The organism is Mesorhizobium atlanticum, assembly GCF_003289965.1.
In the GTDB taxonomy this organism is placed as follows: domain Bacteria; phylum Pseudomonadota; class Alphaproteobacteria; order Rhizobiales; family Rhizobiaceae; genus Mesorhizobium; species Mesorhizobium atlanticum.
Genome location: NZ_QMBQ01000008.1, coordinates 127,204 through 146,299 on the forward strand (window position 1 = coordinate 127,204; position 19,096 = coordinate 146,299).

Below are 19,096 nucleotides of genomic sequence, written 5' to 3' on the forward strand. Positions count from 1 at the left end.
GGCGCCGCAGGATCGCTGTGCGGAATTCCGCAGATGTTATGCTGGGCACCGCACTAACGACTTCGTCATTCTAGGGCGGAGCAACGAGCGAAGCGACGCGCGCAGACGCTAGAATCTATGCCGTTATGTCGGCCAGAGAACGCAGCGGTGCAGAAGATCCTCGCTGGCGTGGCCGCTGCCAGTTCTGCATCGCGCGTCGCTACGCCCTGGGATGACGAAGGAGAGGGGCCTGTGCGATTCCATTACCTAATGCCTCCTCATCGCCTTCGGCGCGTGCCCATGCTCCTCGCGAAACGCCCGGGCAAAGCTCGACATCGAGGCAAAGCCGCAAGCGAGCGCGACATCGCGCACCATCAGCGTCGAATGCGCCAAGAGGTCGGCGGCGCGCTTGAGCCTGAGCCGCCGGTAGTAGCCGTTGGGTGAGATATCCAGCTCGGCGCGGAAATTGCGCTCGAGCTTGTCGGGCGACACACCGAGCTGTTCCGCCAGTTCGGTCATGCCGAGCCTTTCCTCGACCGCGTCCTCCATGATGGCGATGGCCGACAGCACCAGTTCGTTTTGAACGCCGGTGCGCAGCCTGAGCGGCATCAGCTTGCGGTCGACGCTCGACCGCAGCGGCGAGTGCACGAACCATTCCGCCACCCCCGCCGCGAGTTCGGCGCCGTAGTCGCGCGTGATGATCTCCAGCATCATGTCGAGACTGCCAACGCCGCCCGCGGAGGTGAACCGCTTGCGGTCGATGACGAAGAGATCGCGCCGAAGCTCGATATCGGGAAAAGCCTCGGTGAAGGCGGCCTGGCTGGTCCAATGCAAGGTGCAGGCATGGCCGTCGAGCAAGCCCGCGCGGGCGAGGAAGAAGGCGGCGTCCGCGACAGCGCCGATATGCGCGCCGGCGCGCAGGCTTCTGCGGATCCAGCTCATCGCCTCATCGGCCACGACATGATCGGCATCGCCGCCGGAGCACACCACGATGCGGTCGACCTTCGGCGCGTCCGCCGCGGAAAAGCCTGGCTGGATGAAGACGCCGTTCGAAGCTTCGACCGTGCCCGGATTGGCGCCGACGATCACCCAGCGATAGCACTCGCGCTTCGCAAGGATGTTGACGGCGCGCAATGGTTCGATGACGGAGGAAAACGCCATCATCGGAAAGCCGGGAAAGACCAGCACGGCGAAGGTGAGGGGCGCTCCGCCCGCCGCCTGTTTTTCCACGTTGCGTGAATTCATGGCTGGCGGCCGTAACGCGGCAAGACGAAAGTTGCGGTCAGCGGCGCGAGTTCGATGCCGGCCTCCGTCTCCGGGTTGAACCAGATCATCTCCTCGATCTCGGCCGCCGGGATCGGCTCGCCGGTGATGGAGAGTTCGAACAGTTCGGCCTCGACATGGGCGTCCGGCTCGTTGGCGGCGGGCGCGGAAAACGAGCCGAGATGCGAGGCAGCGCCCGCGTCAACGACGATGCCCAACTCCTCGCGCAATTCGCGCGCCAGGGCTGCGGCCGGCAACTCACCCGGCTCGATCTTGCCGCCGGCCTGCATGAAGGCTTTTGTGCCGCGCTTGCGCACCAGCAGCAACCTGCCGCCGTCGTCGCGGATGATGGCGGCGGCGATACGGATCGTCCTGGCCGTCACTGTTCTGGAATGGCTGCAAGTCACGATAGGCTGTTTCCCGGCGGCGGTTTTGGTGGCAGAGAGAGATGAACTGTAGCTGGCCGCGCCGCCGGCTTGCAACGGAGAGACAATACGATGTTCGCGGCAACCGCCATCGACACCAAGGACAAGCCGGCCTTCTACAAGGAGTTGGCAGCGCAACTGAAAGCGCTGTTGGAAGGCGAGGGCGATTCCGTCGCCAATGCCGCCAACACGGCGGCGCTGATCTACCAGATGGTGCCCGACCTCAACTGGGCGGGCTTTTATTTCCTCGCCTCCGAGGACGAGCTGGTGCTAGGCCCCTTCCAGGGCAAGCCGGCCTGCGTGCGCATCGCCGTCGGCAAGGGCGTCTGCGGCAAGGCCATCGAACTCGACATGTCGATGCTGGTCAAGGACGTCAACGAATTTCCCGGCCACATCGCCTGCGATGCCGATTCACGTTCGGAACTGGTGGTGCTGTTGCGCGATGCCGAAGGCGCCTTCGGCGTGCTCGACCTCGACAGCCCGCTGCCCGGCCGCTTTGACAAGGAGGACCAGGCCGGTATCGAGAAGCTCGCCGCGATCTATGTCGCGGCGTGCGAGTTCGAGGACGACGACGGGCACTGAGATGTGAGGCCGACCCGGCCTGGCTTATGCGAACTTCACCAGCATCAGGCTGAAGCAGCCGATGAAGATGAAGGCCGAGAAGGCCAGTAGCAGAGGCCGCAGGCCGCGCGAGCGAAGCTCCGAAATATCGGCCTGCAGGCCCATGGCGGCGAGGCCCATGGTCAACATGATCTGCGCGGCCAAAGCGATTGCCGAATGGATCTGTGCCGGGATCGCGACCAGGCTGTTCAGCGCCACGACGGCCACAAAGGCCGCGACGAACCAGGGCATCGGCGGCTTTGCGCCGGAAGCATCGGCGCCGCCGCGGCGCGCCATCAGGCCGAGCGCGACCACCATCGGCGCCAGCATGGCGACGCGGGTCAGCTTGGCGACCGTGGCGGTCTCGCCGGAGAGCGTGCCGTTCTGGAAGCCGGCGCCGATCACCTGCGCCACCTCGTGGATCGAGGCGCCTGCCCACAGGCCGAAAGCATGCTGGTCGAGCGCAAACACGGGTGCCAGCAGCGGGAAGCCGAGCATGGCGATGGTGCCGAACAGCGTGATCGCGGCAACCGCATAGGTGACGTCCTCGTCGCGCGCGTCGGTGACGATGTTGGTGGCGACGATTGCCGAGGCGCCGCAGATCGAGGTGCCGGCGGCGATGAGTTGCGCGAGCTTGGCGTCCACGCCGATCAGCCGGCCGAGCGTGACGGTGAAAAGGAAGGTGGCGCCGAGCGTGCCGGCGACGATGCCGACGCCGCCAAGGCCGATGCCCGCCACCTGGCCGAGCGTGAGCTGGAAGCCGAGCAGCACGATGGCGAAGCGCAGCAGGCGCTTTTGCGAGAAGGCGATGCCGGCCTTGGCATGGGCCGGCATGCCGAGCACGTTGGAATAGATCATGCCGGCCACGACGGCGAGGATCATCGGGCTGAACAAGGTGAGGCCGGAGAAGCCGCGCGCCGAGTAGGCGACGCTGGTGATCATCGCCACCAGCACGATTCCCGGCATGATGCCGGCCGGGATCGCGGTCAGGGCAGGGCGCTTGCGCTCTGCTGCAATCGAGTTCAGGCGACTTGGAAGATCGTTCGCGGTGGCAGGCAGGAAAGACAATCGAATTCTCCAGGCAATTCTGTCGCCGGAATGCCATTCCAGAACCAATCTTTCCAACGAATTATTCAAGTTATAATGATCGATTTTTACGAACGATCAGCGATGTGCCAACGGGTTGGCCAGCCAATGCGTTGGCCTAATGACCGACACCGGCCGAGACTTGACGCTTGCCGGTTCCTCCTCCAGCTTGCCGCGATGTCCACCTTCGCGCTCGCCAGTGCCAAGCGACGCCGCCTTCGCCGAGTGCGGAGCGGCAGGCTGATAGCGCGACGATAAAACCCGACACGATAGATCCGGTTCGTTCGTTTCCTGCCCCGCCCGCGACTTCAGCCGGCGGGATTTTTCATGTCTGGAGCCTTGCAATGACCATAGATTCTTCCATCCGGTTTCGGGCGGCCGATGCGGCGGATGCCGCCGCCATCCGCGACATCGTGCGCGCCGCCTATGCCAAGTGGGTGCCGGTGATCGGCCGCGAGCCGCTGCCGATGCGCGCCGACTACGACAAGGCTGTCGCCGAGCATCCATTCGACCTCGCCATCGAGGACAAACGCATCGTCGGCCTGATCGAAACCATCGCGCATGACGACCATCTCTGGATCGAGAATGTCTGCGTCGCGCCGGAGGCGCAGGGCAAAGGGATCGGCCGGCTGTTGCTGCAGCGGGCGGAGGGCAAGGCGCGCGAGGCCGGGCGCCATGAGCTTCGCCTGCTGACCAACGGCGCGTTCGAGGCGAATGTGTCGCTCTACAAGAGACAGGGCTATTCGGTCGACCGGGAAGAGCCGTTCATGAACGGCACGACCGTTTATATGAGCAAGAGGATCGCGGGATGACCGGCAATCGAAGTGTGACAATCGCTGCCAGGATCAGGCTGAAGCAGCTACACGGCCTATACGCGATTGCGCGGCTGGAAGCCGGACACGGCATTCCCGATTGGGCGGACGGGCCGGGCTTCGTCAGCATCACCAGAACCGAGGACGAGCTTTCGATCACCTGCCTGCAGGACCGCGTTGCGGATACCGTCAGGCAGGATCGCGACTGGGTTGCCTTCAAATTCGAAGGGCCTTTCGCGTTTGGCGAAACCGGCATCGTGCTGTCGGTCATTCGGCCACTGTCGGAGAACGGCCTGGGCATCTTCGTGGTGTCCACCTTCGATGGCGACCACCTGCTGGTGAAGGCTACTGATCAGGCTGCGGCGGTGCGGCTGCTGGGTGACGCTGGACATACGCTGCTATAGTCCGTCCCGGTCGGCTTCGGCCAATCCCTCAGGCTCAACGGACGACTGGCTCAATCGCCCGCGCTTGCGTTTGACAGGGCGCTTGCGGCATCGTTATCTCTGGCGGTATACGACGACCCAATCCACCACAATCGAGCACCCACGGCTGGCCGAAGAGGAAAATCATGTCCCATAATCTGCAGTTCTATATCGACGGCGCCTGGGTCGATCCGGTCGTGCCGAAGACGCTCGACGTCATCGACCCGTCGAACGAAGACGCTTTCGCGCAGATTTCGCTGGGTTCCAAGGCCGATGTCGACAAGGCCGTGGCCGCCGCCAAACGCGCCTTCGCCACGTTCGGCTTCACCTCGGTCGAGGAGCGGCTCGATATCCTCAACCGCGTCATCGATATCTACAAGAAGCGCAGCAAGGACCTTGCGCTCGCCGTCTCGCGCGAGATGGGCGCGCCGCGCCAGATGGCGCTGGACAGCCAGGTTGGCGTCGGCCAGGCGCATCTGGAAAAGATGGCCGAGGTGCTGAAGAGCTTCCAATTCCGCCACATCAAGGGATCGTCCCTGATCGTGAAAGAGCCGATCGGTGTCGTCGGCCTGATCACACCATGGAACTGGCCGCTCAACCAGATCACCTGCAAGGTCGGCCCGGCGCTTGCCGCCGGCTGCACCATGGTGCTCAAGCCGTCCGAGATCGCGCCGCTCGACGCCATCATCTTCGCCGAGATCATCGACGAGGCCGGCGTGCCAAAGGGCGTGTTCAACCTCGTCAACGGCGACGGTCCGGGCGTCGGCCAGGCTCTGGCCAGCCATCCCGATGTCGACATGATGTCCTTCACCGGCTCGACCCGCGCCGGCATCCTGGTCGCCAAGGCGGCCGCCGATACGGTCAAGCGCGTGCACCAGGAACTCGGCGGCAAGTCGGCCAACATCCTGTTCCCCGATGTCGATCTGGAGCGGGCCGTCACCAAGGGCGTCGCCGGCTGCTTCGGCAACAGCGGCCAGTCATGCAACGCGCCGACCCGCATGTTCGTGCCGCGCGACCGGCATGACGAGGCGGCCGGCTATGCGAAGAAGGCGGCGGAGAAGTTCACCGTCGGCCCGGCCGACGCGCCCGCGTCCAAACTCGGCCCGGTGGTCAGCCAGATCCAGTTCGACAAGATTCAAGGTTTGATCCAGAGCGGCATCGACGAAGGCGCCACGCTGGTCGCCGGCGGCCCCGGCCGTCCGGCCGAGCTTAACCGCGGCTACTACGTCCGCCCGACCGTTTTCGCCAACGTCACGCATGACATGCGCATCGCCAGGGAGGAGATCTTCGGGCCGGTGCTGTCGATCATGCCTTACGACACGGTCGAGCAGGCGGTCGAGCAGGCCAACGACACGGTTTATGGCCTTGCGTCCTACATCCAGGCCAAGGACATTGAGAAGGCGCGCGACGTCGCTGCGCGCATGCGCTCCGGCAATGTCTACATTAACTACCCCACCTGGGACGCAGGCCTGCCCTTCGGCGGCTACAAGCAGTCCGGCAATGGCCGCGAATATGCCGAATACGGCCTGGAGGATTTCCTCGAGATCAAGGGCATCGCGGGGTACGAGGCTGCAGAGTAGGGGGCTCGCGGGTCCGCAGCCAGAAAACGACGACTCAGAAGCAACTTGGATAGGGGCGCGGTCTCGGCCGCGCCTTTCTCATTTCGGTCGATGCCGCTTTGGCCTGGAGACAATCCCGTGCACGGCGGCGTCACAGAGGAACTAGGCGGCAGGGGCTCGAATCCAGGTGGCTGGTGCCGCTTGTGGGAAGAGTGTACGAGGGCGAGCGGCAGCCGCCGCGCCACCTCGAAACACAAAAGGCCTCGCCGGCGAGATGCCCGCGAGGCCTTTTTGGGCGCTGCTTTCCGATTAGCGGCGATCGCCGCGGCTGTCATGGTGGCCGCCGTTGTTGGCACCCAGGCACACGCTATAGTAATCGTTGTGGTTGCTGCACGAATAGATGGTCGTCTGCTGGGCGTAAGCCGAAGTCGCCAGGCCGGCGAAAGCAACAACTGCGATAACTGCATTGCGAAGGATCTTGGTCATCTCGATGTTCCTTTATTTGAACTCCGGTCGTGCCGGTCGATGACGGTTTTCCTGCGATTTTGTTTCGACTTGATGGCGCTTGAGCGTGTATTTGTTTCGAAATGGAAACTGTTATCCCGGCAACTGGCCAAGCCGGCCGGCACTCTGCAGACAGCGACGAGTTCGTTTGCATGCAGATGTTACCGGCCTCTCGCTTCGGTGCAATGCGACGGAAACAATGATCGATCATTTAGACCGCCACAATGAAGGCTGCGGGGATTGTCTCCGCCATAGCCTTTGCGAACCAGGGATAAGGTCTATGTCGATATTGAAGACATTGAATCGCATGGGTATGGCCTTGAAATACGCGCAGGACGGCCGCAGGACATCGGGGGCGCTGAAGGGGCTGCCGTCCGGCGCGCGTATGGATGTTGGTTTCCCGGTGATGCCGATAACCAGGCATCTGTCGTCGAATATGTGTGATGGTCCGAGATAACCATCGCAAGAAGCTTGATCGTCCAACTGCCCGGCTGGCAATCACCTCGCGAGCTTCCTGCAATACGTGGTTACCCCGCTTCTCGGCGCCTTCCGAGCGCGTCGCGAGCCTATCGAGGTTGCGGCTTACCCGCGCCCCGCCTCGATGATACCGACCATCGCCCGGGTAAATTCCACCATGCTGTTTGCGGTGATGGCGGCGTTGTCGGGGGATTGACCGATGTGCTCGGCCGCTCCGCAGCAGGATCGGCGGATGCTGTCGTAATATGGATCTCTCTCATCGTCCGGCAGTGCCGCCAAATTCAGCGCGCGACGGTGGATCATGCGCAATAGCTGCGCCAATGCTGTTTCGACACTCATGCGTTTGCTCCGCATCGGTCGAGCGTCTCGGCACACCTGGTGCTGGATCGCCGATCGGGAAACTCCCGATCCGAACAGCCTGCACCCCAGGCATTAATATATCGTTGATTGCTAATATATTTGGCCGACATAGGGAGTTGGCCCGGCGGGAACGTTGCTGGTGGGTGCAACCTCTGCATGTGACTTCCGTCACGGTCCTGTGCTGCAGCGCTTGCTACTTGGAATTGGCAGCCGCTATGGACTCCTAAATCCCTCGCAAACTTTCCAAACCAACTGGACTTCACCGAAGCGCCATTTAGCGGAGGGCTACCGAAGAAATTGGAAGTGGGGGAGACTTTCAGCGCTCGGCTCGGCTTCCGGCATGAGAGCTTGAGAGACGACGACATCGCTGACGTTGGTTTTGAAGATACATTTGGACGCCGGCACTGGGCGCCACGCCGCCAAGTGAGAGCCGTTATCGCAAGAATTCGGCGGGAATTCCCGAGGGGCAAATGATAATTCTTTTTTGGTTCGGCCTGTCGATCATTGTCGGCATTGCCGCCAATCGGCGCCAGCATATCCATCTACGTCACCGGCTTCTAGGAAGCTCGCTAGCGCGCGTTTCCACACCAGACGCTGCGCGGCATGACCGAGAATCGAGATCGAGGGTTGCTCGAAAGCGGTTACTCCCACGTTCGTCCTTTTGGATACGTGCCTACTATTTCGGCACGAGCGTATTGTTCCACTAGCCGGCGCGGCGTTCGTCCCCGACACCCAATGCCGGTTAGGCCCGGCGGTCATCCAGGCAACGCTACCCAACGGAAACCGCCGGGCCGCTCCTACCACCAAAGGATGCGTGCCGATCATCTCGGCAAAGGCGTATTTTTACGCCAGCCGGCGCCATGTTTCGTTTCCGAGTCCGCGCCGGCTAGGCCCGGCGCTTGCTGGCCTACCCCGCCAGCCTGCCGGGCCGCTCCCGGTCTCCGAAGGGCAGCATTAAGGTAGGCGATACGGTCGCCATCACCGCGACCGTGCGCAAGCGCGTGACTGAGCACAGGGTCAGCGTATTGATCCCTACCTACAGCCAGCCACATTCGATCGTTGATCGGACGCCACACATCAGCAGCGGGCAGAAGATCGAGCTGACCGGCGAGGTCACACGCGTCGACGATGACACCGTGACGGTCGACAACGAAATTCGAACTGCATGCATTCTAGCCGGCGCCCGGAAGTGTTACCGGGAAGCATCACAGGCTGCCGCTTGGGCGAATTTCTCTGCGAACTACCGGCACACCTCAGCGAAGGCCGCGCGCACTTTGACGGGATCATGCTCGTCTTGCGGGTTAAGCCGATCGTCCTCGATCAAGGCGTCACGCATTGTCTTGTCGATAATGAAACCGGAACTGATGGCCTCGATCCGGCCGACTTCGTGACGATGGGCATTCACCCTGCACGAAGCCGAGCAAAAGCGAGCGTCGCTCCTCTTGCCCTGATGGCTCCTGCCGCACTTTTGGCATTGCCGCGCGGTGCTCAATGGCAGCACCCCAGCCGGAACAACTTTACCGCGAACGATGGGGATGCCGTACGCCTTTGGTAGGCGGCCAACAGCCGTATGGCGATCTCGTTGACACGGGCCGTTTGAGCGACAGTGGCCGTCAGCATTATCGCATTTTGAGTGGATGCTATGCGATTTGCACAGTTGGATAGCGACGGCGAAAGGCGAGCGGCTGTTCACCGAGCCGCGCGCCTTTTGCTCTTGCACCATCGCGTCATCAAACGGCTCGACCAAATCGACGACAGGGCCGAGCTTGTCCTGAAGGCTGCGGCAGAGTTGGTTGAGGCCGCACTGGTCGAGCCTGACCGGCCGATCAGACCGACAAGGCTCGGCTGGACGCTTGGGCTGTAGAGCCCAAAATGGCTTGGCTGAATACCGCAGAACCTCTTTTTTTCCAAAGCGAACCTCCAAAGTCGCCAACATCGTTACGCGTGGCCTGCAGCCTCCACAAATCGCGGCGGGTCTCACCGTGCCAGCGGTGGATAGGAGCGGCAACCCGAAGCTCGACAAAGAAGGCAAGCCGATGCTGGTGGCGAAATACACAGGCCTCCATGCCCTGCGGCATTTCTATGCAAGCGGGCTGATCAATCCGAAGGAAGCGGGCGGGAAGGACATCAAGACCGTGCAGGCGCTCATGGGGCATTCGAGCATTGTGATGACGGCCGATACCTATGGCCATCTGTTGCCGAGCACCAACGATCAAGAGGCTTTGGCAGCGGCCGAAAAGGCGCTCTTGGGAGCGTGACGCGACAAAAACGCGACATGGAAGCCGATCTGGCTTGGGTATTTCCTGCTAAGTGCTTGAAAAGGCTTGGCTGGGGAACCTGGATTCGAACCAGGACTAACGGAGTCAGAGTCCGTGGGTCTACCGTTAACCTATTCCCCAGCACGCGCGTCTGGTATCGCGCTGGCCAAGCGGCTCATGTGCCGCGAGCGCTGCCTTGTAGCCGCCATCGGAAAATAGTCAAGCCCGCAACTGAGATCAATTGCAGCCTTTTTGCGGATGCCCCCCGCGGAGTCGGGCAGGAGGGTTCAACTGCCGCCTTTGCTGTATTGCGAATGCTCGAAATAGAGCACCATGCAAAGGCCGATCAGAAGCGGAATGATGAGATAGAACAGGCGGAACACCAGAAGCGCGGCAAGCACGCCCACAGGGTCCATGTCGGACAGGCCGGTGAGGAAGACGACCTCGAACACGCCGAGCGCGCCCGGCGCGTGCGACAGGAGCCCGATCGAGAACGACACCATGAACACGCCGAGCACCACGAAATAGCCGGGGTTGCCCGCCTCGGGCAGAGCAAAGTAGATGATCGCGGCGGCTGCCAGCAGCTCGACAGGCCCGATCAACAACTGTCGCGCCACGATCGGCAGCGCCGGGTAGTGCAGCTGGAAACTGCCGATCTTCAACGGTCTCAGCCCCAGCCAACTGCCGAAGGCATAGGCGCCGACGAGGATGAACATGGCGAGCCCCGCGGCGAAGGCGGCGCCATGATGCGGCGCGCCGGTGAAACGGTCGATGATCTGTGGCTCGAACAGCAGAACGAGGCCGCCGAGGAAGACGCTGGACAGGATGAAGGTGAACCAGCAGATCGCCACCAGCACGCCGATCTCCTGGCCGGTCAGCCCCCTTGTACCATAGGCGCGATAGCGGATCACCGCGCCGGAAAACACTGACCCGCCGATATTGTGCGACACCGCGTAGGTGGTGAAGGAGCACAGCGTGACGAACAGCCACGATACTTTCTTGCCGATATGCAAGAGCGCAATGTGGTCGTAGCCGGCGAGCGAGGCATAGGCGACGACCGAGCTTAGCGCCGCCAGCACCCAGCCGCGCGGCGGGATGGCGGCGATGCCGGCCCAGACATCGTCGAGCGATACGCCGCGCAGTTCGTGGATGAGCAGCCACAGCGAGAACGCGACGGCCGCGATGCCTATGACCGGCCAGAAATAGCGCCTCCAATTCATGGCGTCGTCATCACGCGTTGCAGCTCATTGTTTGATGGTGCCCAACCTCTTCGAACCCGCATTTGAGACATGCCTGATTGAAGCCGGCTATTCAACCGGCAAGACATTGCCTCAACGTGACCCTGCCAAAATTCGAGCCCCGCGCTCTTGGTGATTGCGAACGGCACTGCTACTCTGCTGCCAACTTGAAACAAATCGAGGTGCCTGCTGCGTCCGTTCTCGGTTCGCGCGGCGCCGGAAGGAACTGAAGTGGAAGACCACGATACCGGCGCGGGCGCGTCGGCAGTGGGCATGTCCGGGGCATCGCCGACGCAGTCGGCGAGCCCGCAGCCGGCGCGGTTCAGCCGCCACGCGGGTGCGCACCAAAGGCATGCTGACCCCAGACATGCCGGCCCCAAACATGCCGGCCAGAGACAGAATGGCGCCGGTCAGGCCGATCAGCATGGCGATCAGCCGAAAGGCAAGACGCGCAAACGTCGCAAGCGCAAGCGCGGTCGCAAAGTGTTCGCGCGCGACGAGAACGGCGCCGTGCCGCAGCCCGCGCCTGCCAGCACGACGGCAAGCCAGCGTCCGACCCCGCCCGTGCAGGCCGAGCGAAGGCCGCCGCTCCAGTCTCCGCCACGTCCGCCCCAGCAGGAATTGCCTGTCTTCGCCGCGCTCGACCTCGGCACCAACAATTGCCGGCTGCTGGTCGCGGTGCCGGGCCGTCACGGTCAATTCCGCGTCATCGACGCTTTCTCGCGTATCGTCAGGCTGGGCGAGGGGCTGACGGCGAGCGGCCGGCTGGGCCAGGCCGCGATGGACCGTGCTGTAGAAGCGCTGAAGGTCTGCGGCGATAAGCTGCGCAACCGCAAGATCAGGAAAGCCAGGCTGATCGCCACCGAGGCCTGCCGCTCTGCCGCCAACGGCGTCGAGTTTCTGGATCGCGTCGAGCGCGAGGCCGGGCTGAAACTCGAGATCATCGACCGCCAGACCGAAGCCCGCCTTGCCGTTTCCGGCTGCGGCTCGCTGGTCGAGCGCGACACGCAGGGCGTGGTGCTTTTCGATATCGGCGGCGGCTCGTCGGAAATCGCGCTGATCGACCTGACCGGACGGCGTTCGCCGCGTCTGGCCAATCACATCGTCTCCTGGACGTCGCTGCCCGTCGGCGTCGTCTCGCTTGCCGAACGCTTCGGCGGCCGCACTGTCACGCGCGAGACCTTTGCCGCCATGGTCGACGACGTGGCCGCGCGGCTGAAGGCCTTCGACGGCCGCGACCGGCTCGCGCATGTGCTGGCCAGCCCCAACTTCCATTTGCTTGGCACGTCCGGCACGGTAACGACGCTCGCCGGCGTGCATCTCGATCTCGAGCGCTATGACCGCCGCCGCGTCGATGGGCTGTGGATGGACCGCGACAGCGTCGATCGCATGATCGAGCGGCTGATCGGCTGGGATTTCCAGCAGCGTTGCGCCAACCCCTGCATCGGCGCCGACCGCGCCGACCTCGTGCTCGCCGGCTGCGCCATCCTGGAAGCGATCCGCGGCGTGTGGCCATCGGAGCGGCTGCGTGTCGCCGACCGCGGCCTGCGCGAGGGAATCCTGAGCGAGCTGATGGCCGATGACGGCGTCTGGCGCGACGGCGGGCGCCGATGACGAAGAAACCCGAAAAGCCGGGCTCGGCCAGCCTGCGCGTGCTCAAGACCCGCATCAAGAAGAAGAGCGGCCTCAAGGAATCGTCGCGCCGCTGGCTCGAGCGCCACATGAACGATCCTTATGTGCAGCGCTCCAAGGCCGACGGCTATCGTTCCCGCGCCGCCTACAAGCTGATCGAGATCGACGACAAGCACCATTTGCTGAAGCCCGGCATGAAGGTGATCGACCTGGGCGCCGCGCCTGGCGGCTGGTGCCAGGTGGCGGCTGCGCGGACGAAGTCGACGGCGGAAAATCCGCATGTCGTCGGCATCGACTATCTCGAAATGGACGCGGTTCCGGGCGCCGTCATCCTGCAGATGGATTTCCTCGACCCCGATGCGCCGCACAAGCTTGCCGAGGCGCTGGGCGGCCAGCCGGACGTGGTGCTGTCCGACATGGCCGCGCCGACCACGGGCCACCGCCGCACGGATCATCTGCGCACCATGCATCTGTGCGAAGTCGCGGCCGATTTCGCGCTGCACGTGCTCAAGCCCGGCGGGCATTTCCTCGCCAAGACCTTTCAGGGCGGCGCCGAAAACGAGCTCTTGTCGCTGCTGAAGCAGAATTTTCGGTCCGTCCATCATGTGAAGCCGCCAGCCTCGCGCGATGAATCGGTGGAGCTTTATTTGCTGGCGAAGGAGTTTAAGGGGTAGCGCTTCTCCTTCTCCCACAGGGGGAGAAGGAGAAGCCGCGCTCACTTCCCCGCGGTCCCCACTGATTCCAGCGTTTTCGGCGTGGTCAGCCGGCCATGGCCGGAGACTGCACTGCCGGCTTCCGGCGCGAGCCGCATGAAGGTGATCGATGCCGCCGCCGAGACGGCCGCCACGATGAAGAAGGCGATGTGGAAGTCGCTGAGCGTCAGCGGCCCGCCATGGATCGAGGTCGAGACTTCGAGGATGCCGCCGGCCAGCGCCACGCCGAGCGCGATCGACAATTGCTGGAAGACCGCGGTGATCGGCGTCGCCTTGCTGGTGTCGGCGGGCGTGATCTCGGCATAGGAGAGCGCATTGACGCCGGTGAAGAACATCGAGCGGATGAAGCCGCCGACCAGAAGGATCGCCAGCATCAGCACATAGGGCGTGTCGGGCGTGAACAGGCCGTAGATGGCGATCGAGGCGGCCGCGACCAGCGAGCCCCAGATCAGCACACGCCGGAAGCCGGCGAGCCGAAAGAGCAGCGCGGTGACGAACTTCATGCCGATGGCGCCGATCGCCGAGACGAAGGTGATCATGCCCGACTGGAAGGGTGTCAGCCCGAAACCGATCTGGAACATCAGCGGCAGAAGGAACGGCACCGCGCCGATGCCGATGCGAAACAGCGAGCCGCCGAGCACCGAGGATCGGAACACCTGGTTGCGGAACAGCTCCAGCGCCAGCAGCGGGTTCTTGGCGCGGCGGGCGTGGATCAGATAGAGCACGCCGGAGATCACCCCGACGGTCACCGTGATGAAGCCGGCCATCGGCGGCAGCGCCGGCAGGCTGACGACGGAAAGGCCGAAGACTACGCCGGACGCTGCGAGACCGCTGAGCACAAATCCCGGGAAATCGAGCGGCGGTGTCTCCGCAGGCTCGGTTTCCGGCAGGAACCGCGTGGCAAGCCATATGCCCAGCAATCCGATCGGCACGTTGATCAGGAAGATCCAGTGCCAGGTCAGATAGGTGGTGATGAAGCCGCCGATCGGCGGGCCGACAAGCGGGCCGACCAGCGCCGGCACGGTCAGCCAGGACATTGCCGCGACCAGCTCGCTCTTCGGCGTGGCGCGCACCAGCACCAGGCGGCCGACCGGCGTCATCATCGCGCCGCCGATGCCTTGCAGGAAGCGCGACACCACGAAAGCCGGCAGCGAGTTGGAAAAGGCGCAGGCGACCGAGCCGGCGATGAAGACGCCGATCGCCGCGCGAAAAACGGTCTTGGCGCCGAACCGGTCCGCCATCCAGCCGCTGATCGGAATGAAGATCGCCAGCGAAACCAGATAGGCCGTCAGCGCCAGCTTCAGCGCGATCGGACTGGTGTGGATGTCGACGGCGATGGCCGGCAGCGACGTCGCGATCACGGTCGAATCCATGTTCTCCATGAAAAGAGCGACCGCCAGGATAAGCGGGATGATGCGGTTCAAGAGAGTGCCCTGACTTGTCTTCACCAATCTGGAGCCAGGCTGGGGGCGAGCCGGCACGCCCCGGCGGTTATCACGCATTGGCCCGGGTGTCGCATTAAATTGCTGTCACTTTTGTGCGACCGCAACCACTGGTGGCTAAAAAGTGGCCGAGCGCAACACTTTGCGATCGGCGCAACGACCGGCTTTTCTTCCTTCCCAGGACGTGTTACCAGCCAGCGCCAATCCTGAAAGGGAAGATGAGAGTCGGCGCTGGCCAATCGGTCCAGCGCCTTTTCCGCATTCAAAAGGACTGGCCATGGGAAAAATCATCGAAACGTCCACCGGCGCCCTGGCGCTAACCTTCGACGACGTGCTCTTGCAGCCCGGCCATTCCGAGGTCATGCCCGGCGAAACCGACATCCGCACCCGCATCGCAGGCGACATCGACCTCAACGTGCCGATCCTGTCGGCGGCCATGGACACCGTCACCGAGGCGCGGCTGGCGATCGCCATGGCGCAGGCCGGCGGCATCGGCGTCATTCACCGCAACCTGACGCCGGCCGAGCAGGCCGAGCAGGTGCGGCAGGTGAAAAAATTCGAATCCGGCATGGTGGTGAACCCGGTCACCATCGGTCCGGACGCCACGCTTGCCGACGCGCTGGCGCTGATGCGCTCCAACGGCATTTCCGGCATTCCGGTGGTGGAGAATGGCGGCACCGGCGGCCACACGGTCGGCCGCCTGGTTGGCATCCTCACCAACCGTGATGTGCGCTTCGCCTCCGATCCGGCGCAGAAGGTCTACGAGCTGATGACCCGTGAGAACCTCATCACGGTCAAGGAGAATGTCGACCAGGACGAGGCCAAGCGCCTGCTGCACAAGCACCGCATCGAGAAGCTGGTGGTGGTCGACAGGAACGGCAATTGCGTCGGCCTGATCACCGTCAAGGACATTGAGAAGTCGCAGCTCAACCCGCATGCCACCAAGGACGCGCAGGGGAGGCTGCGCGCCGCCGCCGCCACCAGCGTCGGCGACGATGGTTTCGAGCGCGCCGAGCGCCTGATCGACGCCGGCGTCGACCTGCTTGTCATCGACACCGCGCACGGCCACTCGCAGCGCGTGCTGGATGCAGTGGCGCGGGCGAAGAAGCTCTCCAACTCGGTGCGCATCCTGGCCGGCAATGTCGCCACCGCCGACGGCACGCAGGCGCTGATCGATGCCGGCGCCGACGCCGTCAAGGTCGGCATCGGCCCGGGCTCGATCTGCACCACCCGAATCGTTGCCGGTGTCGGCGTGCCGCAGCTTTCGGCGATCATGTCGGCGGTCGAGACGGCCAGCAAGGCCGGCGTGAGCGTGATTGCCGATGGCGGCATCAAATATTCGGGCGATCTGGCCAAGGCACTGGCCGCGGGCGCGAGTGCCGCCATGATCGGCTCGCTGCTTGCCGGCACGGACGAGAGCCCGGGCGAGGTCTATCTGCACCAGGGCCGCTCCTTCAAGGCTTACCGCGGCATGGGCTCGGTCGGCGCAATGGCGCGCGGCTCGGCCGATCGCTACTTCCAGGCGGAGGTCCGCGATACGCTGAAACTGGTTCCGGAAGGCATTGAAGGGCAGGTTCCCTATAAAGGACCTGTGGCTGGCGTGCTGCACCAGCTTGCGGGCGGCCTGAAAGCCGCTATGGGTTATGTGGGTGGACGTGACCTTGCAGACTTCCGCGAGCGCGCCACCTTCGTGCGCATATCCAATGCCGGACTTCGTGAAAGCCACGCCCATGACGTCACGATCACCCGCGAAAGCCCCAATTACCCGGGCGGAATTTGATCGGGAGGCCGGCCGGTCCGACCGCCAGGGGCTGTGGCATGGCGTGAGCGTGGCGGTGCTGCGGCTGTCGCGGCACGCGGCGGCGCTCTCCGTCGCATCGATTGCGCTCTTCCTCGCCATGACCGCGCTGGAGTTTCTCTACTTCCAGCGCTTGAGCGGCGGCCTGGCCTCGCTCGACATCCGCGTCGCCGGCTTCACCCCCGACGAAGGCATGGCCTGGCTCACGGCGCTCGGCCGGCGCGGCGGCGAGATCATCATCGTCTGGCACTATTTGACCTTCGATCTCCTGTTCCCGGCACTGCTGTCGCTGACGCTGGTCAGCCTCATCCTCGTTTTCGGACGGCGCCTCAGTACTTTCCGCGCCATGTCGGCGCAGTTGCAGGCACTGTTCTCGCTGGTGCTGGTGCTTCCCTACGCGGCGGCCGACTACGCCCAGAATCTTGCCGTGGCGCGGCTGTTGTCCGATTTCCAGTCGGCCAATCCCGATTCGCTCGCCTTCGCTTCCTCGCTGACCGTCACCAAATTCGCCTTGCTGGCGATCCCGGTCTTCGTTATCGCCGTCTTCGCGCTGGCCGGACAGCGACGGCGCTAAAGCAATTCCAGGAAAAGTGTAAAGCGGTTTTCCGTCCGGAATTGCGTTAGAAAAGAGGAGGGAACAATGCGCCAGACCGCCATTTTCTGGCCGATGCTGGCGCATGTGCTCCTCGTCTATATCGTCTATCTGGTGATGCTGATGCGGCGCTACGGTGCCGTGAGATCGGGCGAGGCCAGGGTCAGCCAGTACAAGCTCCGCTCAACCGAGCCGGCCTCGAGCGTCACTGTTGCCAACAATCTGATTAACCAGTTCGAGCTGCCGGTTCTGTTCCACGTGCTCTGCCTGGCGCTGTTCGTCACCAACGGCGTGAACTATCTCACGCTGGCGCTGATGTGGCTGTTCATCGTCACGCGCTATGTCCACGCCTGGGTGCATCTCAACAGAAACTATGTGCCGCACCGCACCGGCCTCTTCTTTCTCGGCGCGGGAATACTTCTCGTCGCCTGGATCTGGTTCGCGCTGCACCTGCTCGGGGTGGTCTGATTTAGAGATCGAACACCGCGATCCTGCGCTTGTCGAATTTGATGCCGATCTCGCCGCGCACCAGCCTCAGCGCCTGATCGCCGAAAACGGCGCGCCGCCAGCCCTGCAGCGCCGGCACGTCCGCTTCGTCGCCTTCCGCCGCGATACGGTCGATATCGTCGCTGGAAGCGAGCACCTTGGTAGCGACGCCTTCCTTTTCGGCGACGATCCTGAGAAGCACCTTGAGCAGTTCCGCCGCCGCGCTCGATCCCTCCGGCGGCTGCACGCTTTTCGGCAGTTTCGGCATCGCGTCCTTGGGCAAGGCAAGGGCGGTGTTGACCGCGCCGAGCAGCGCGCTCGCCGTGGCGGACCGTTCCCAGCCTTTCGGGATGGTGCGCAGCTTGCCGAGCGCCGCCGCGTCGCGCGGCGCCTGCTGCGCGATCTCGTAGATCGCGTCGTCCTTCAGCACGCGGCCGCGCGGCACATCGCGCTCGCGCGCCTCGCGCTCGCGCCAGGCGGCCACCGCCTGCACGATCGCCAGCTCCTGCGGCTTGCGCAACCGCATCTTCAGCCGTTTCCAGGCATCCTCGGGATGCGGATCGTAGGTATCGCGCGAGGTGAGGATATCCATCTCCTCGTTGAGCCAATGGCCGCGATCCTCGCGCTTCAGCTCGGCGCTGAGATGCTGGTAGACCTTGATCAGATGGGTGACGTCGGCCAGCGCGTATTCGAGCTGCTTGTCGGAGAGCGGCCTATGCCGCCAGTCGGTGAAGCGCGAGGATTTGTCCAGCCGGGCTCCCGTGACCTTCTGCACCAGCTGATCGTAGGAAACGCTGTCGCCAAAGCCGCAGACCATGGCCGCCACCTGGGTGTCGAACACCGGATGCGGCACGAGATTGCCGAGATGGACGATGATTTCAATGTCCTGGCGCGCCGCGTGGAAGACCTTCAGCACCGCTTCGTTGGACATCAGCCGGAAAAACGGCTTCAGGTCGATGCCGGGCGCCAGCGGATCGATAAGCGCCTCGATCCCAGGCGCGGCGATCTGGATCAGGCAAAGGATCGGCCAGAAGGTCGTCTCGCGGATGAATTCGGTATCGACGGTAACGAATTCCGACTTTTCGAACGCCGCGATAACGCTCTCGAGTTCTTCTTGTGTGGTGATGACGCGCATCAAATCGCTTTGGCACAATATTAGGCCTCTTTCAATTTCAGCCGCGCGCGCTTTCGTCAAGCGCCGCAACGCCGCCGCGCACCGCTAACTTTCGCGAAGGCGCAATTCCCGATGACCCGGGCAGGGCGGTTCGGGCCTAGCCAGCCGACGCCTCGACCACGGCGCCCTATCGCATGGCGCGTGCGGATGCGACCGTCATCTCGCGATGGAAAAGACCGCGCCTCCCGCCACGCTCGCCGATTTCCAAAGCCAGGGCGCGCAAATCCACTTTGCCTGGGCAGCCGAAGCGCGCTTGTGTGACCGCTTGCCTTGACA

Annotated in this window: 19 protein-coding genes and 1 tRNA gene; 11 read left to right on the forward strand and 9 right to left on the reverse strand. The window is 63.7% G+C overall.

Annotated elements, in window-relative coordinates; genetic code table 11:
• Nucleotides 1-246 precede the first annotated feature (246 nt).
• The gene (locus DPM35_RS24955; protein ID WP_112129878.1) at nucleotides 247-1,224 is read right to left on the reverse strand and encodes a GlxA family transcriptional regulator; all 978 of its coding nucleotides are present in this window, start codon (nucleotides 1,222-1,224) and stop codon (nucleotides 247-249) included.
• On the reverse strand, nucleotides 1,221-1,649 hold the full coding sequence (locus DPM35_RS24960) for an NUDIX hydrolase (RefSeq protein WP_112130023.1): 429 nt from the start codon (nucleotides 1,647-1,649) through the stop codon (nucleotides 1,221-1,223). The genes DPM35_RS24955 and DPM35_RS24960 overlap by 4 nt, the downstream gene beginning before the upstream one ends.
• 90 nt (nucleotides 1,650-1,739) lie before the next feature.
• Here DPM35_RS24960 and DPM35_RS24965 point away from each other — a divergent pair, with 90 nt between their 5' ends.
• Entirely contained in the window at nucleotides 1,740-2,249 is a 510-nt protein-coding gene (locus DPM35_RS24965) for a GAF domain-containing protein (RefSeq protein WP_112129879.1), read from the forward strand.
• Nucleotides 2,250-2,273: 24 nt separating this feature from the next.
• Here the strand turns inward: DPM35_RS24965 and DPM35_RS24970 are convergent, their stop codons facing one another.
• A complete protein-coding gene (locus DPM35_RS24970; protein WP_112130024.1) occupies nucleotides 2,274-3,233 on the reverse strand; it encodes a YeiH family protein in 960 nt (319 codons plus the stop codon).
• A 464-nt stretch (nucleotides 3,234-3,697) separates the two neighbouring features.
• On the opposite strand from DPM35_RS24970, the gene DPM35_RS24975 reads away from it, so the two are divergent.
• From DPM35_RS24975 to DPM35_RS24985, 3 genes are all read left to right on the forward strand, one after another.
• Nucleotides 3,698-4,165: a GNAT family N-acetyltransferase gene (locus DPM35_RS24975; protein ID WP_112129880.1), complete on the forward strand. Its 468-nt coding sequence runs from the start codon at nucleotides 3,698-3,700 to the stop codon at nucleotides 4,163-4,165.
• Nucleotides 4,166-4,185: 20 nt separating this feature from the next.
• Nucleotides 4,186-4,569, forward strand: a complete 384-nt coding sequence (locus DPM35_RS24980; RefSeq protein WP_112130025.1) for an ACT domain-containing protein — start codon at nucleotides 4,186-4,188, stop codon at nucleotides 4,567-4,569.
• Nucleotides 4,570-4,733: 164 nt separating this feature from the next.
• Nucleotides 4,734-6,167, forward strand: coding sequence for an aldehyde dehydrogenase family protein (locus DPM35_RS24985; protein WP_112129881.1), 1,434 nt, complete (start codon nucleotides 4,734-4,736; stop codon nucleotides 6,165-6,167).
• A 288-nt stretch (nucleotides 6,168-6,455) separates the two neighbouring features.
• Here DPM35_RS24985 and DPM35_RS32535 read toward each other — a convergent pair whose 3' ends face one another.
• Together DPM35_RS32535 and DPM35_RS24990 are read right to left on the reverse strand one after the other, a co-directional pair.
• Nucleotides 6,456-6,632 (reverse strand): hypothetical protein, encoded by a 177-nt coding sequence (locus DPM35_RS32535; RefSeq protein ID WP_181592128.1) that lies wholly within the window; start codon nucleotides 6,630-6,632, stop codon nucleotides 6,456-6,458.
• A gap of 600 nt (nucleotides 6,633-7,232) precedes the next feature.
• The gene (locus DPM35_RS24990; RefSeq protein ID WP_140633997.1) at nucleotides 7,233-7,466 is read right to left on the reverse strand and encodes a hypothetical protein; all 234 of its coding nucleotides are present in this window, start codon (nucleotides 7,464-7,466) and stop codon (nucleotides 7,233-7,235) included.
• A gap of 1,240 nt (nucleotides 7,467-8,706) precedes the next feature.
• On the opposite strand from DPM35_RS24990, the gene DPM35_RS32540 reads away from it, so the two are divergent.
• Together DPM35_RS32540 and DPM35_RS25000 are read left to right on the forward strand one after the other, a co-directional pair.
• Nucleotides 8,707-9,042, forward strand: coding sequence for a hypothetical protein (locus DPM35_RS32540; protein ID WP_181592129.1), 336 nt, complete (start codon nucleotides 8,707-8,709; stop codon nucleotides 9,040-9,042).
• A gap of 322 nt (nucleotides 9,043-9,364) precedes the next feature.
• Entirely contained in the window at nucleotides 9,365-9,745 is a 381-nt protein-coding gene (locus DPM35_RS25000) for a site-specific integrase (protein WP_245431631.1), read from the forward strand.
• Nucleotides 9,746-9,812: 67 nt separating this feature from the next.
• On the opposite strand, the gene DPM35_RS25005 is transcribed toward DPM35_RS25000, so the two are convergent.
• Both DPM35_RS25005 and DPM35_RS25010 read right to left on the reverse strand, forming a co-directional pair.
• Nucleotides 9,813-9,886, reverse strand: a tRNA-Gln gene (locus DPM35_RS25005).
• A gap of 146 nt (nucleotides 9,887-10,032) precedes the next feature.
• Complete coding sequence (locus DPM35_RS25010) at nucleotides 10,033-10,965, reverse strand: lysylphosphatidylglycerol synthase transmembrane domain-containing protein (RefSeq protein ID WP_112129884.1); 933 nt, start codon at nucleotides 10,963-10,965, stop codon at nucleotides 10,033-10,035.
• Nucleotides 10,966-11,256: 291 nt separating this feature from the next.
• Between DPM35_RS25010 and DPM35_RS25015 the strand changes: the two genes are divergently transcribed.
• Both DPM35_RS25015 and DPM35_RS25020 read left to right on the forward strand, forming a co-directional pair.
• A complete protein-coding gene (locus DPM35_RS25015; RefSeq protein WP_483466552.1) occupies nucleotides 11,257-12,597 on the forward strand; it encodes a Ppx/GppA phosphatase family protein in 1,341 nt (446 codons plus the stop codon).
• Nucleotides 12,594-13,289, forward strand: a complete 696-nt coding sequence (locus DPM35_RS25020; protein ID WP_112129886.1) for an RlmE family RNA methyltransferase — start codon at nucleotides 12,594-12,596, stop codon at nucleotides 13,287-13,289. Before DPM35_RS25015 ends, DPM35_RS25020 begins: the two co-directional genes overlap by 4 nt.
• Before the next feature lie 41 nt (nucleotides 13,290-13,330).
• On the opposite strand, the gene DPM35_RS25025 is transcribed toward DPM35_RS25020, so the two are convergent.
• The gene (locus tag DPM35_RS25025; RefSeq protein WP_112129887.1) at nucleotides 13,331-14,752 is read right to left on the reverse strand and encodes an MFS transporter; all 1,422 of its coding nucleotides are present in this window, start codon (nucleotides 14,750-14,752) and stop codon (nucleotides 13,331-13,333) included.
• 295 nt (nucleotides 14,753-15,047) lie between these two features.
• Between DPM35_RS25025 and guaB the strand changes: the two genes are divergently transcribed.
• The 3 genes from guaB (at nucleotide 15,048) to DPM35_RS25040 (ending at nucleotide 17,628) form a co-directional block, all read left to right on the forward strand.
• Nucleotides 15,048-16,550, forward strand: coding sequence for an IMP dehydrogenase (gene guaB, locus DPM35_RS25030; protein WP_112129888.1), 1,503 nt, complete (start codon nucleotides 15,048-15,050; stop codon nucleotides 16,548-16,550).
• Between the two features lie 43 nt (nucleotides 16,551-16,593).
• A complete protein-coding gene (locus tag DPM35_RS25035; protein WP_245431632.1) occupies nucleotides 16,594-17,142 on the forward strand; it encodes a hypothetical protein in 549 nt (182 codons plus the stop codon).
• Between the two features lie 66 nt (nucleotides 17,143-17,208).
• On the forward strand, nucleotides 17,209-17,628 hold the full coding sequence (locus DPM35_RS25040) for an MAPEG family protein (protein ID WP_112129889.1): 420 nt from the start codon (nucleotides 17,209-17,211) through the stop codon (nucleotides 17,626-17,628).
• A 1-nt stretch (nucleotide 17,629) separates the two neighbouring features.
• On the opposite strand, the gene rnd is transcribed toward DPM35_RS25040, so the two are convergent.
• Complete coding sequence (rnd, locus tag DPM35_RS25045; protein ID WP_112129890.1) at nucleotides 17,630-18,781, reverse strand: ribonuclease D; 1,152 nt, start codon at nucleotides 18,779-18,781, stop codon at nucleotides 17,630-17,632.
• Nucleotides 18,782-19,096: the final 315 nt, after the last annotated feature.

Excerpts from the sequence above, each read along its gene's own strand:
- DPM35_RS24955 (WP_112129878.1), bottom strand. The coding sequence starts at position 1,224 with ATGAATTCACGCAACGTGGAAAAACAGGCGGCGGGCGGAGCGCCCCTC.
- DPM35_RS24965 (WP_112129879.1), top strand. The coding sequence starts at position 1,740 with ATGTTCGCGGCAACCGCCATCGACACCAAGGACAAGCCGGCCTTCTAC.
- DPM35_RS24970 (WP_112130024.1), bottom strand. The coding sequence starts at position 3,233 with ATGCCGGGAATCGTGCTGGTGGCGATGATCACCAGCGTCGCCTACTCG.
- DPM35_RS24975 (WP_112129880.1), top strand. The coding sequence starts at position 3,698 with ATGACCATAGATTCTTCCATCCGGTTTCGGGCGGCCGATGCGGCGGAT.
- DPM35_RS24985 (WP_112129881.1), top strand. The coding sequence starts at position 4,734 with ATGTCCCATAATCTGCAGTTCTATATCGACGGCGCCTGGGTCGATCCG.
- DPM35_RS32535 (WP_181592128.1), bottom strand. The coding sequence starts at position 6,632 with ATGACCAAGATCCTTCGCAATGCAGTTATCGCAGTTGTTGCTTTCGCC.
- DPM35_RS24990 (WP_140633997.1), bottom strand. The coding sequence starts at position 7,466 with ATGAGTGTCGAAACAGCATTGGCGCAGCTATTGCGCATGATCCACCGT.
- DPM35_RS25010 (WP_112129884.1), bottom strand. The coding sequence starts at position 10,965 with ATGAATTGGAGGCGCTATTTCTGGCCGGTCATAGGCATCGCGGCCGTC.
- DPM35_RS25015 (WP_483466552.1), top strand. The coding sequence starts at position 11,257 with ATGTCCGGGGCATCGCCGACGCAGTCGGCGAGCCCGCAGCCGGCGCGG.
- DPM35_RS25020 (WP_112129886.1), top strand. The coding sequence starts at position 12,594 with ATGACGAAGAAACCCGAAAAGCCGGGCTCGGCCAGCCTGCGCGTGCTC.
- guaB (WP_112129888.1), top strand. The coding sequence starts at position 15,048 with ATGGGAAAAATCATCGAAACGTCCACCGGCGCCCTGGCGCTAACCTTC.
- DPM35_RS25040 (WP_112129889.1), top strand. The coding sequence starts at position 17,209 with ATGCGCCAGACCGCCATTTTCTGGCCGATGCTGGCGCATGTGCTCCTC.
- rnd (WP_112129890.1), bottom strand. The coding sequence starts at position 18,781 with ATGCGCGTCATCACCACACAAGAAGAACTCGAGAGCGTTATCGCGGCG.